Source organism: Rhodanobacter glycinis (genome assembly GCF_900114325.1).
Taxonomy (GTDB): Bacteria; Pseudomonadota; Gammaproteobacteria; order Xanthomonadales; family Rhodanobacteraceae; genus Rhodanobacter_A; species Rhodanobacter_A glycinis.
In genome coordinates, this window is record NZ_FOSR01000001.1 from 432,886 (window position 1) to 446,111 (window position 13,226).

Sequence of the window (13,226 nt, forward strand, 5' to 3'; positions counted from 1 at the left end):
GTGACCGGCAGGCGGCCACCTGATGCTTTGGGCGGAAGCCAGGCTCCCGGACTCCCGGCGGTATCCATCGGGCCTGCGTGCAGGCTTGGACCAAGCACGTCAGCGGCCCGTTGCCGGGAGCATTGCGACAACACGTTGGCTTCTACCTTCCCACGCTCGCCCCCTGGCTACTGGTGTCGATCACACGCTGGAATGCTCTTTGCCGGACAGCTGCGGCAGCCCGTCGGCCCGGTAGAAGAAAGCACCGCGTTCGAAAAGTTCCGGAACAGCAACAAGCGCCAACGTGTCGTCATCTGTCGCAAATTCTTGCGATAACGACACCAAGACGCCATCAACATGAAACGTTATTACATAATGTTACAACCTTGCCCCGAGCGCCAGCAGTACGCGACCGATCGGTGACCTGTGCGGCCCGGAGGCGGACAAATCCACGCCAGCGCATGGCCTGATGACGAGCTGTCGGATGACGGGAGTCAACGGGCTGGCAGCGCACCCTGTCGCGCCAGCCGTTCTCGCGTTTCATCCATAATAGATTGATGACGAAAGCTGAAGCCCCGGCGATTGCCGCCGCATTTTCCGAAGCCGACAGGGAGCACATGCAGCGCGCGCTGCAGTTGGCCGCGCACGCCCGTGATGCCGAAAACGAGGTGCCGGTTGGAGCCGTGCTGGTACTGGACGGCGAGATCGCCGGACTTGGCTGGAACCGCAACATCACCTTGCACGATCCCACCGCACACGCCGAGATCATGGCGCTGCGCGCTGCCGGTGAGAAACAGGCGAACCATCGGCTGGTCGGCGCCACGCTGTACGTGACGCTGGAACCGTGTTCGATGTGCGCCATGGCCTTGATCCATGCCCGGATCGGACGCGTGGTTTACGCCGCCAATGATCCCAAGACCGGGGCGGCCGGCAGCGTGTTCGATACCCTGATCGATGCCCGCCACAACCACCGCATCGACGTGCAGGGCGGCTTGCTGGCCGAAGAGGCGTCGACCATGTTGCGCGAATTTTTCCGCTCGCGACGCGGCGCCTGAGCAGGGCGGTCAGCCAGAGGGTGGCCCGTTCCGGCCCCGCCGGCAGCTTCTGCCTCAGTCGAGAAAGGACAACGCCTGCGCGCAGGGCTGTTCGACTTTCAGGCTGAGCAAATCGTCGGCGCGGGTGCGCCCCAGGTTGACTGCGGCAATCGGTTTGCCCGTTTGCGCAGCCGCCCGGGCAAAGCGATAACCCGAATAAACCATCAGCGACGAACCGACCACCAGCATCGCATCGGCTTCGTGCAAGGCCTGCATGCCCGCTTCCACGCGTTCGCGTGGCACGCCTTCACCGAAGAACACCACGTCCGGCTTCAGCATGCCGCCACAACGCGGGCAGGGCGGCACGACGAAATGTGAAAAGTCGCCTTCCAGATCCGCGTCGCCATCCGGTGCGTCCACGGCGTCGACGGCCGCCCATGCCGGATTCTGGCGCAGCAAATCCTCCTGGAACGTCTGGCGTGGCAACTGCAATTCGCACGACAGGCAGCGCACGCGATCCAACCGGCCATGCAGGTCAATCACGTTCACGCTGCCGGCGGCCTGATGCAGGCGATCCACATTCTGGGTCAGCAGCAAGGTGAACTTGCCTCGCGCCTCCAGCGTGGCCAACGCGCGATGCGCTGCATTCGGTTTCGCATGACCGAAGCGGCGCCAGCCGACCAGGCTGCGCGCCCAGTACCGCTGGCGCACGGCGTGATCGCCGGTGAAGGCCTGGAAGGTCACCGGTTGCGCGCGTTTCCACTGGCCGTGCGTATCCCGGTAGTCGGGAATCCCGGAATCCGTGCTGCAACCCGCGCCGGTCAATACGAACAGGCGCGAGTGCGTGGCAATGAACCCGGCCAGCGCCGTGTTGGTGCGGGCGGGCGGGAGGGGTGTTGTCGTCGATGGGGAGTCCTGCATGGAGGCTTTATCGCACTCGATGTGCCGAATTGCCATTCGACGCTGCATGCCATCGCCAGCAGAGTCCTCCCGGGACAATATCCTGAAATGTTGCGATGCAATTCAAATCCTTATTTCTATTTGATGTATTTTTATAAAAATACATATAAAACATTAAATTAAAGTGCATTTACAACCTTGCTTGTAGATGACGCTTTGCAAGTTGACACCGGTGACAATGAATCCCAAGCTGGTGCCCGTTCCAGTGCGGGGAGGCATGGTGAACGCGGCAATCGACCCTCTTGATAGACCAGCAAGCGTCCTGACGTTGCCATTTCTGGCAGCGGATGTCGGGGGAACGTATGCCCGTGTCGCACTGCTGCAGGCCTCGCCGGACAGCGGGCAAGCGCTCCACGTGCTTGCCTATCGCAAGTTTGCGTGCGCGGACTTTCGCGGGCTGGCGGAACTGCTGCAAACATTCATCGAAAACGATGCGCGCACCCTGGTGCGGCACTGCGTGCTCGCCTGCGCCGGGCAGGTCATGGGCGACGAAGTCCTGAACGACAATTTCGCCTGGCCCATCCGCTTGTCAGCCTTGCGCCAGGCCACGGCGCTGGATGACATCGCCGTTCTCAATGATTTCGAAGCGCTGGGGTACGCCCTCGACCACCCCTCCGCTGGCAATGCACGGCTGCTGTGCGGACCGGACAGCCAGCCCGATGGCCCGACGCTGGTGATCGGTCCGGGCACCGGACTTGGCGCGGCGGTGCGCTTGCCCGCTTCCGCAGGTGGCCACGTGCTGACGACGGAAGCCGGCCAGACGGATTTCGCGCCCCATTCGATTCGCGAACGCGAGGTCCTTGCCCACCTGGCACCGGACGGCGGCTACGTGGCGTACGAACGCATCGTCTCGGGCCCCGGCCTGCTGATCCTGTACGCGGTGCTGTGCGCCTTGCTCGGGGAAGCGCCAAGGCTGGCCTCGCCCGAAGCCATCACCGCGGCAGCAGCGGCATGCAGCGATGCGCAGGCCGTGGAAGCGGTGGAGATCTTCTGTGCTGCGCTGGGAAGTTTTGCCGGCAGCCTGGCCATGACCTTCATGGCCACGGGTGGCGTGTACCTCGCCGGCGGCTTCCTCTATTCGATGTTCACGTTGCTTGAGCGCAGCGCTTTCGAACAGCGATTCCTGCATGGGCGCAGCGTGCGTGCGCTGCTGTCGCAGGTTCCGGTACGGGTAACGGAACACGGGCGCAACGGCGTGCTGGGGGCGGCACGCTGGTATCTCCGGCGTAGCGTGGCAGGAGACACGAAACCCGGTCGCGCCGCGGCTGACGGGGTACCCGGATGAACTGCATCACGGAACCGCGCCTGTATGGCTGGACGAAACCAGGTTGTGGCATGCGCAGGGCAGGGCCACGCGGGAGCGTGCACGCGAAAAGCGTGCAGGGACGACGGACCCGCGCGGACGACGCGCACGGTTTCTAGGCAATACGCGGATGTCGGATTCCGCGGGGGAACGCCGGATGGAAGCGGTCGTGGCACGCAGTGTCATGGGTCGCTGCCTCGGGCTCGGCATTGCAGCAGGCGCCACGCATCCGGCGCCAACGGGGCGCGCGCTGACGCATGGCGGAGCTCCACAGATTCGGCAGACATCAACCAAGAGGGAAAGCTCATGTCCACCGTACATCGCAAGCATCCTTTGTCATTTGCCATATCGATGTCGCTGTTCGCCGCGGTGGCGACATCCGCGATGGCATCACCGCGTGCGGGAGTCCAGGTGGACACCTCGGGAGCGCAGGCCAGCACACCACAAAATGCGCAGGCAGCATCTGCGCCCGACGCGAAGAAAGCCAAGCCCGCGACCGGCGATACCGGAACGGACAAGGACGCCAAGCATGCAGCCACGCTGGCGGCGGTCAACGTTGTCGGCGTACGCGCGTCGCAGATGCGTGCGATCGAACTGAAGCGTTCGGCGCCGGATATCCAGGACAGCATCACCGCCGAAGGCATCGGCCAGTTGCCCGACGTGACCATCACCGATGCGCTGCAGCGCGTGACCGGCGTGCAGATCAACCGCGACGCCGGCGTCGGTACCACGGTGGATGTGCGCGGCCTGCCCGAAGTGGGCACCATGTTGAATGGCGAGGCATTCATCACCGCGGACCAGATCGACTCGCAGCAGCCCGACTTCACCATGCTGCCGGCCACGCTGTTCCACGGCGTGGACGTCATCAAGTCGCCTACCGCCAGCCTGACCGACGGCGGCATCAGCGGCTCGCTCAACCTGCACACCTATCGGCCCTGGGATCTTCCCAGCGGATTCACCTACAGCTATTCCGCCGATGGTGAGCGCGGCCGCACCAGCCGCAAGACCGGACCGGAGGCCAACGGCCTCATCTCGTACAACGATGATGGCAAATGGGGCCTGCTGGTTTCCGCCGACTTTTCCAACACCACACGGGAGAATTCGACCGAAGGCCTGGACCAGTACGGCGTCGCCCTGAATGGCGAGAACGCGGCCAGTGCGGGCGGCTACAACGGTTTCCTGACGCCGTGGAACGGTGCGCCGATTCCTTCGCAGATCGTGCAGAACCCCGACGGCAGTGTCGACGTGAACGGCGACGGGAAATCCAACGGCGTGTTCATGGGCAGCCAGAACATCGGCCTGTACGACACCACCACCCAGCGCAAGCGCAAGTCCGGCAATGCTTCGTTCCAGATGGATCTTGGCAACGGATTCACCCTGACCAGCGACTACTTCTACGCGCAGCAGAAGCAGTTCGATCGCGTCGCCGGCATCCAGTTCAACTCCACCAACTGGCAGGGCGCGACCTACGTACCGCTGCAATCGCGCGACACCGGCCGCCCCATCGCCGGCTCGTACGGCACGCCCGAGCCGGGCTGGGACGGCATGCAGCTGTACACCACCCAGGTGTATGAAAAGTGGCCCGGCGACGTGGAGTCGTTCTCGCAGGTGACGCGGAAGGACTCCACCGCGCAGAACTTCAATCTCCAGGTGGACTTCGACAATGGCGGCCCGTTCACGGGAAGCGTGCGCGGCATTCGTGATACGGCGCGTCAGTCGAACGTCGAGACCGACGTCAACATTTCCGATTCCGACGGTGGCCTGTGGCCCAATGTGCTGATGCCCGGCGTGCCCGATGACGCCGTCTCGCCCGGGACCTTCATCTTTCCCAGCCAACTGGGCGGAAACCGCGTGTTCAATGCCAGCGGCATCGCCCAGAACACGCTTCCGATCATTGCGAACTTCGGCGGTCGCAACATCACCGTCAGCATGCCGGCGGCGCTGGCCAACCAATTTGCCAATCCGAATGGCTGGACGATGAAGACGCTGGAATCCGCCGGCGACTACGACCGCTCGGTCGGACTCAGCGCGTTGCGCTTCGATGGACACTACAGCTTCGATGACGGCATCAAGCTCGATTTCGGCGTACGCAACAGCATCCGCAGCGCCGACAACATCGGTTTCACCCTGGTCACGCCGGTATACGCCGGCATGGGCGCCAGCGACCCGAACGGATGCCTGGTGCGCTACGTGGGCGCCGACGTGGTGTTGAACAGCGGTGCGTGTACCGCCGGCAATGCACAGGGCTATTTCCGCGGCGGCCCGATCTCGGCGCTGCAGATGTCGAACACACCGCCACCACTGGCCAACAACTGGAAGCAGTACAACAACCTGCTCGGGTCGGGGATCAACTACTGGGCGATCAATCCCCACGCGATGGACGATCCGGAGGCGTACTGGAAGTCGCTCTATCCGGACACCATGCGGCAGGGCACGCCGGGGCGCACCTGGGCCGTGTGGATGAAGGAAACCTCGGCTTATCTGCAAGCCGATTTCAATGGCAGCATCGGCAACATGCCGTACAGCGGCAATGTCGGCCTGCGCGCGATCCGCACCAATCTCGACGTTACCCAGCATCTTTCCGGTGATCCGGGCGCCTATGGCACGGAGCCGGCCGATGCGGGCACCCAGGTCACGCGCCGCGAGTACAAGGACTACCTGCCGTCCGCGAATTTCGCGCTGGACCTCACCAATGCACTGAAGCTTCGCCTGGCCTATTCGAAGAACATGATGCCGCTTGACCTGAGTACCTGGGGCGGTGGCCTGGAGCTGAATTATTCGCTGGTGGAAACCCCGCAAGGTCCGCTGTACCGCGTGGCGGCGGGCAGCTCGAACGGCAACCCGAACCTCGACCCGTGGCGTTCCACCAACTTCGGCGCTTCGCTCGAGTACTACATCAACGACACCAGCATGCTCAGCCTGGCACTGTTCCGCATCAACGTGCAGAGCTTCATCAAGAGCGGCAGTGTCACCAATTGCACCTTGCCGGACGAGGATGGCGTGGTGCGCAATCATTGCATCACGATCAGCGAACCGATCCAGGGCACCGGCAACAGCATCCATGGTGCAGAGTTCGATTACCGCCAGGGGTTCACCTTCCTGCCGGGCATCCTGTCCAAGACCGGCATGGAGGTCAACGCCACCTACGCGCCGAGCGACACCGGCGAGACCGACCTGGCCGGACACAAGATTCCGTTCCAGGACAACTCGACCAAGTCCGGCAACTTCATCCTGTGGTACCAGGACGACCGCTTCCAGGCGCGCATCGCGTACAACTACCGCTCCAAGCGCGCCGCATCGGAGGACGTGGGCGGCATCACCGGCATGGAAATGTACGAGGCGCCGCAGAAGTACGTCGACGCGTCGGTTTCGTACAAGATCGACAAATACGCCGAACTGTTCGTGGACGGCACCAACCTGGCCAACGAGTATCAGCGCTACTACCTCGTGTGGCCCGACCAGCCCGCGCACTCGAATTTCTCCGAGCGCATGTTCATGGTCGGCATTCGCGGGCAATGGTGATGGAAACCGGATCGACGGCGATGCCCGGCAAAAAGTCCCGTTCGCGCCGAGCGTAGCTTGCGTCAGCAAGTGGAGTCGAAGCGGCCATCGCATGATGCCCTTCGACTCCGGCCCTCTGGGCCTGCGCTCAGGGTGAACGAATCGAATTTCGACGCAAGCAACCATTGCGACAAGGCAAACATGGACTCCAATACGCCCCCACCTCATTTCGATGGCAACTTCCATCGTTCCATCGGCCTGTTCTCGGGCACCGCGATCAACATGACGCAGATGTGCGGCATCGGGCCGTTCATCACGATTCCGATCATGGTTGCCACCATGGGCGGGCCGCAGGCGGTGGTCGGCTGGATCGTGGGCGCCATTCTCGCGATGGCCGACGGCATGGTCTGGGCCGAGCTGGGCGCGGCCATGCCTGGCTCCGGCGGCACCTACGTCTATCTGCGCGAAGCCTTCCAGTACCGCACCGGCAAACTGATGCCGTTCCTGTTCATCTGGACGGTGCTGCTGACGATTCCGCTGTTGATGTCGACCGGCATCATCGGGATGGTCGAATACCTGGAATACTTCCTGCCGAACCTGGGCTGGTGGCCGGTGCATCTGGTCAGCGTGGCGGCGACCGGCCTCGTGACCTTGCTGCTGTACCGGCGAATCGAATCGATCCGCGCGATCACCATTGCGATGTGGGTGATCATGCTGCTCTCGGTCGTTGGCGTGTCAGCGGCCGGCTTCTGGGATTTCCACGCGAGCTTCGCCTTCACCTATCCGGCCGGCGCGTTCGGCGGGCACTTCTTCGTCGGCCTGGGCGCCGGACTCATCATCGGCATCTACGATTACCTCGGCTATTTCACCACCGCCTACATGGGCGACGAATTGCGCAATCCGGGCCGGACCATGCCCGGTTCGATCATCATCTCCGTGGTCGCGATGATGTTTGTCTACCTCATCCTCAATATCAGCGTGCTCGGCGTGGCGCCATGGCAGGAGATCGCCCAGTCCAAGTCCGTGGCCTCGTTCGTGGTGGAGCACAGCTGGGGTCGCCCGGCGGCTTCGGTCATGACCATTTTGATCATCGTGACGGCGTTCGCCTCGGTATTTACCGGCCTGCTCGGCGGTTCGCGCGTGCCGTTCCAGGCAGCGCACGAGAAAGTGTTCCTGTCCGTGTTCGGCAAGCTGCACGCGAAGCACGGCTTCCCGCATGTGGCCTTGCTGACGATGGGCGTGGTGACGGCGATCGGCACGTTCTTCGACCTGACCGAAGTGATCAGCATGCTGCTGGCCGCGACCATCATCGTGCAGTCCATTGCGCAGATCGCCGCGCTGGTGGTATTGCGCAAGCGCCAGCCGACGCTGCAACGGCCGTACAGGCAATGGCTGTATCCGATACCGTGCGTGATTGCGCTGGCAGGGTGGATATACGTCTATCTGTCGGCGTCCGCCATGTCGCTGATCCTGTCCGGCGCGTGGATCGTCGCTGGCCTGGTGGTGTTCGCGATCTGGGCCAGGGTCAACCGGTCCTGGCCGTTTGCGTCACTGGAAATCCGCGAAGCCTATCTCGGGAACGACTGACACCATGCGAATTCTTGCCCCATCCCTGTGCGCGACGATGCTGGCTCTGGCTGCGTCCATGGCCGCCCCGCTTCATGCCAAAACCGCTTTCTCGCCCACCCAGGTGGACGGTGGGGCAGGTTCCACGACGGCCGTGGCCCAATGGCAAATCCAATCCAGCGCCAAGGCGCAGCAAAGCGGCGCCGCGACTTCATCATCGGGCTTTTCCACCCACGGCTGGTATCCGGTGAGTGGCCGCGCGACGGTGATGGCCGGGCTGCTGGAAAACGGCACGTACAAGAACGTGTTCTACAGCGACAATCTGCGCGCGGTGCAGGTGCCCGATGCCAGCGGCAACCTGTTCGTGAATCCCTGGTGGTACCGCACCGAATTCACGCTGGCCAGGAATGCGGCGGGGATGCACACCTTGTTGCGTACCAACGGCATCATCGCGAGCGCCGATGTGTGGGTGAACGGCCATCAAGTCGCCGACCATGCCGCCGTTGCCGGTGCCTATCCCGTGCACCTGCTCGACGTGACGCGCTGGGTGCATGCGGGCAACAACGTTCTCGCCTTGCGCGTGCATCCGTCCGACCCGCGCAGGAGCCTGTCGATCGGCTGGGTCGACTGGAATCCGACGCCGCCGGACAACAACATGGGGCCGTGGCGGGGCGTGGACATCGTGCGCAGCGGGCCGGTCGAGCTGCGCTTCCCGCAGGTGACACCGACGCTGTCGCTGCCGGATCTCACGCATGCCGCACTGACTGTGAAAGTGCAGGCGCGGAACCTCGATACCGTGGCGCACGAGGCAACGATCACCGGCACGGTGGCCGGCGTTTCGCTGCGCCAGACAATCCGCCTGGCGCCAGGCCAGACGCAGACCGTGTCGTTCACACCCGAAACCGACCCCGGCCTCGACCTCGATCATCCCAACGTCTGGTGGCCGATCGGCATGGGCGCGCATCCGATGTACGACTTGCAGATGAGCGCAACCGTCGATGGCGCGGTCTCCGATCGGGCAGAGACCAGGTTCGGCATACGCAGCGTCAGTTCCAGGCTGACGAAGCAGGGCTATCGCCAGTTCGTGATCAACGGCAAGCCGCTGCTGATTCGTGGCGCGGGCTGGGCGCCGGACATGTTCCTGCGCGACAACCCCAAACGCATGGAAGCCGAGTTCAGCTACATCCGCAACCTCGGGCTCAACACCATTCGCAGTGAAGGCAAGCTGGAGAACTCGCGTTTCTACGATCTGGCTGACCGCGACGGCATCATGGTTCTGGCCGGATGGGAGTGTTGCGACAAGTGGGAGTCGGCGGCCAAGACGGGTGGGGCACCATGGGATGCCGCCGACCTGAAGGTGGCCCAAGCCTCCATGGCCAGCGAGGCACGGCTATTGCGCAATCATCCCTCGGTGATCGGCTTCCTGATCGGCAGCGACAATGCGCTGCCGCCGGCCGTCGCGAAGATGTATGTCGACACCTTGCACGCCGAAGACTGGTCGACACCGATCATTGCCGCGGCATCTGCCCAGGCCACCGCCGAGACCGGCCCTTCCGGCATGAAGATGAGCGGGCCCTACGCATGGGTTCCGCCGTCCTACTGGTATGCCGACAAACTGGGCGGTGCGTTCGGTTTCAATTCCGAGACCAGCGCGGGTGCCGACATCCCGCGACTGGAAGACCTCGTCCGCATGCTGTCGCCGCAGGAGCAGGAAGCACTGTGGAAGTATCCCGAGCTGCGGCAATACCACGCCTCAGCCGCATGGTCGCCATTCGCCAGCATCGCGCCGTTCGATACCGCGCTGGCCAAGCGCTATGGCGCGCCCAAGGACCTGGCGGACTACGTCGCCAAGGCCCAACTCGACAATTACGACAACACCCGCGCCCAGTTCGAGGCGTACAACGCGCACATGGACGCGGCCAATCCGTCGACCGGCGTGATCTACTGGATGCTCAACAATGCCTGGCCTTCGTTGCATTGGCATCTGTACGACTACTACATGAATCCGGCCGGCGCCTACTTCGGCGCCAAGAAGGCCAACGAGCCGGTGCACATCCAATACTCGTACGACACCCACGCGATCATGCTGGTGAACCTGACCTCGACCCGCGTGCACGGCTTGAACGCGAGCATTCGCGTGCGCAACCTGGATGGCCGCGTACGCTACCAGCGGCAGCTGCACGACATCGATCTCGCCGGCAACAGCACGCGGCAACTGGCGACCTTGCCGATGCCGACCGGCTTGTCGCCCACGTACTTCGTCGAACTTGCGCTCACCTCCGCCGACGGCAAACCGGTCAGCCGAAATGTGTACTGGCTGTCCACCCAAGCCGACAAGCTCGACTGGGCGCATTCGAACTGGTACCTGACGCCGGTGGCGCAATACGCGGATCTGACCGCATTGCAGTCGCTGCCGGCCGCTGCAAGCGAGGCCAAGGCCACGATGCGCCGCGAAGGGAGCGACAACGTTGTTACCGTCACCTTGAGCGTGCCCGCATCGGCCAGGACCGTGGCATTGTTCCAGCATGTGTCGATCAAGCAATCCGCACACGGCAAGCTCGCGCTGCCGATCCTGTGGAGTGACAATGACGTCACGCTGTGGCCTGGCGAATCGATCACCCTGACCGCGCGTTACGCAGGGCGGGGGACGGCAGCGCCGGTCATCGAGGTAGGCGGCTGGAACGTTCCCACCCGGAGCTTTCCGGTCGTCGTGGGGAGCCAGTCGAACGCTTCGCAAGGGAAACCCCGTTGAACCAGGACGCATTGAATCAGGCCAGACTTTCATGACGCGCGTGACCATCAGCGATGTCGCCCGTGCGGTGGGGACGTCGAAAAAGACCATTTCACGGGTACTCAACAACGATCCGAATGTCAGCAAGTCGATGCGCCAGCGCGTGCTGTCGGTGGTCGCGGAGCTCAATTACCGGCCGCTGACCTCGGCGCGCAGCCTGGCGACCAACCGTTCCTTCATGATCGGTCTGCTGTACGACAACCGTTCGCCCAGTTACATCATGGAAGTGCAGGCCGGCGTGCTGGAGGCGTGCGAGGCGCAGCACTACAGCATGATGGTGCAGCCGCTGGTCTCCACCTCGGCGGATTTCGTCGAGCGGATCGAGGACATTCTCACGCGGCACCAGCCCGACGGACTGATCCTCACGCCGCCGCTCACGGATCATCCGCAACTGCTGGAATGCCTGCGCCAGCACGGTGTGCCGTTCGCCTCGATCGCGCCGCGGCACCCGGAGACATGCATTGGCGTGATACTGCGCGAGCGCGAAGCCGCCGCAGCGATGGTGGATCACCTGGTGTCACTGGGCCATCGGCACATCGCGCATATTCTGGGCGACCCGGAACATGGCGCCGGCATCTGGCGACTGGCGGGCTATCGGGACGGACTCAAGCGCGCCGGACTGAAAGAAGACCCCGCGTACATGGTGCAGGGCCGGTTTTCCTTCGAGTCGGGCGTGGCTGCCATGCGCCAGTTGCTGGCGTTGCCGCAGCGGCCGACCGCGATCTTCGCGGCCGACGACGACATGGCCGTCGGTGCGATCTGGGCCGCTGCGGAAGCCGGCGTATCGATCCCGCGCGACATGTCCATCTGCGGATTCGACGACACGACCATTGCAACCCAGGTGTGGCCACCGCTGACCACCATCCACCAGCCCGTGCGCGAGATGGGCCGGCGTGCCACCCAGGAATTGCTGCTGCGGGTGTTGAACAAGGGCGAGCCGAAGATGGTCGAGGTCGACTACGAAATGTGCATCCGCGCGTCCACCGCGCCCACCGTGTAGCCTGATCGCGTTCCAGCCGACAGACACCCCGAGCGGAACACGATTGCGCCATCCACACCACCGATCCAGAGGAGAGTGCCTGCATGCCAGCCGCATCCGACATCGCGAAACCCGCCCGGAAGTTCCACTTCATCTCGGGGCTGCCACGCTCAGGCAGCACGCTGCTGGCCGCGATCCTCAACCAGAACCCGCGTTTTCGCGCCGGCATGACCAGCCCGCTGGCCGACATCATGGGCGTGGTGATTGCCGAGGCGAGCAGCAAGAACGATTTTTCGTTCGACGTCTCCGACGCGCAGCGTGCCGCGATGTTGCGTGGCCTGGTCGAGAACTTCTACGAAGGGCAGGCGGATGCCGCGGTGGTGTTCGATACCAGTCGGCTGTGGTGCAGCCGAATGCCGATGCTCGACACGCTGTTTCCGGAAGCGAAGGTCATCGCCTGCGTGCGTCAGCTGTCATGGGTGCTGGACAGCATGGAACGCCTGGTGCGCAAACAGCCGGTCGGCGTCAGTAAGGTATTCCGCTTCGACACCAATACCACGGTGTACTCGCGCGTCGAGGCACTGACGGATCCACGCGGCATGGTCGGCTTCGCCTTCCAGGCCACCAAGGATGCGTTCTACGGCCAATACGCGCCAGGCCACTTGCTGTTGCTGACCTACGAAAGCCTGGTGCGCAATCCCGCCGCCGCCATGCGCGCGGTCTACCAGTTCCTCGGCGAACCCTGGTTCGAACACGACTTCGACCACATCGCCTATGCCGCGGACGAATTCGACGCCCGCGTCGGCATGCCGGGTTTGCACGCCGTACGCCCGAAAGTGGAGCCGGTCGAACGCACCTCGATCCTGCCACGCGAAATCTTCGGCCGCTTCGTCAACGAGTCGTTCTGGATGGACCCGAAGAACAACGTCAGCCAGGTGCCGATCGTGTAAGAGACACGAGTGCTGTCGCCTTCCACTTAACCTTGTCATAAGCTGATCGCACCATTGTTCCTTTGAAACACAACGAGTCGATCGCGTGCCTCATCGCCATACGCGATCAAGTGCTTGCACAGCTGCGTACGCGGAGGTCCGGAGTTGACTTGCGAGGGTGAGG

8 protein-coding genes are annotated in these 13,226 nt (G+C 63.5%); 7 read left to right on the forward strand and 1 reads right to left on the reverse strand.

Annotated features, from left to right (window positions below):
* The first annotated feature begins 536 nt into the window (after positions 1-536).
* The gene (gene tadA / locus BMY90_RS02005; RefSeq protein WP_092700871.1) at positions 537-1,034 is read left to right on the forward strand and encodes a tRNA adenosine(34) deaminase TadA; all 498 of its coding nucleotides are present in this window, start codon (positions 537-539) and stop codon (positions 1,032-1,034) included.
* A gap of 54 nt (positions 1,035-1,088) precedes the next feature.
* On the opposite strand, the gene BMY90_RS02010 is transcribed toward tadA, so the two are convergent.
* On the reverse strand, positions 1,089-1,934 hold the full coding sequence (locus BMY90_RS02010; protein ID WP_092700874.1) for an NAD-dependent protein deacetylase: 846 nt from the start codon (positions 1,932-1,934) through the stop codon (positions 1,089-1,091).
* A gap of 307 nt (positions 1,935-2,241) precedes the next feature.
* On the opposite strand from BMY90_RS02010, the gene BMY90_RS02015 reads away from it, so the two are divergent.
* The 6 genes from BMY90_RS02015 to BMY90_RS02040 all read left to right on the forward strand — a co-directional run bounded on the left by BMY90_RS02015 (position 2,242) and on the right by BMY90_RS02040 (position 13,063).
* The gene (locus tag BMY90_RS02015) at positions 2,242-3,258 is read left to right on the forward strand and encodes a glucokinase (protein ID WP_092700877.1); all 1,017 of its coding nucleotides are present in this window, start codon (positions 2,242-2,244) and stop codon (positions 3,256-3,258) included.
* A 324-nt stretch (positions 3,259-3,582) separates the two neighbouring features.
* Positions 3,583-6,798 carry a TonB-dependent receptor gene (locus BMY90_RS02020; RefSeq protein ID WP_092700880.1) on the forward strand — a complete coding sequence of 1,072 codons (3,216 nt, stop codon included), beginning with the start codon at positions 3,583-3,585 and terminating at the stop codon, positions 6,796-6,798.
* Positions 6,799-6,978: 180 nt separating this feature from the next.
* A complete protein-coding gene (locus BMY90_RS02025; RefSeq protein WP_092701080.1) occupies positions 6,979-8,364 on the forward strand; it encodes an APC family permease in 1,386 nt (461 codons plus the stop codon).
* 58 nt (positions 8,365-8,422) lie between these two features.
* Entirely contained in the window at positions 8,423-11,095 is a 2,673-nt protein-coding gene (locus BMY90_RS02030; RefSeq protein ID WP_092701083.1) for a glycosyl hydrolase 2 galactose-binding domain-containing protein, read from the forward strand.
* 31 nt (positions 11,096-11,126) lie between these two features.
* Positions 11,127-12,134: a LacI family DNA-binding transcriptional regulator gene (locus BMY90_RS02035; protein ID WP_008214250.1), complete on the forward strand. Its 1,008-nt coding sequence runs from the start codon at positions 11,127-11,129 to the stop codon at positions 12,132-12,134.
* Positions 12,135-12,217: 83 nt separating this feature from the next.
* A complete protein-coding gene (locus BMY90_RS02040; protein WP_008214253.1) occupies positions 12,218-13,063 on the forward strand; it encodes a sulfotransferase family protein in 846 nt (281 codons plus the stop codon).
* The last annotated feature ends 163 nt before the right edge of the window (positions 13,064-13,226 follow it).

Excerpts from the sequence above, each read along its gene's own strand:
- BMY90_RS02010 (WP_092700874.1), bottom strand. The coding sequence starts at position 1,934 with ATGCAGGACTCCCCATCGACGACAACACCCCTCCCGCCCGCCCGCACC.
- tadA (WP_092700871.1), top strand. The coding sequence starts at position 537 with ATGACGAAAGCTGAAGCCCCGGCGATTGCCGCCGCATTTTCCGAAGCC.
- BMY90_RS02030 (WP_092701083.1), top strand. The coding sequence starts at position 8,423 with ATGGCCGCCCCGCTTCATGCCAAAACCGCTTTCTCGCCCACCCAGGTG.
- BMY90_RS02035 (WP_008214250.1), top strand. The coding sequence starts at position 11,127 with ATGACGCGCGTGACCATCAGCGATGTCGCCCGTGCGGTGGGGACGTCG.
- BMY90_RS02040 (WP_008214253.1), top strand. The coding sequence starts at position 12,218 with ATGCCAGCCGCATCCGACATCGCGAAACCCGCCCGGAAGTTCCACTTC.
- BMY90_RS02020 (WP_092700880.1), top strand. The coding sequence starts at position 3,583 with ATGTCCACCGTACATCGCAAGCATCCTTTGTCATTTGCCATATCGATG.
- BMY90_RS02025 (WP_092701080.1), top strand. The coding sequence starts at position 6,979 with ATGGACTCCAATACGCCCCCACCTCATTTCGATGGCAACTTCCATCGT.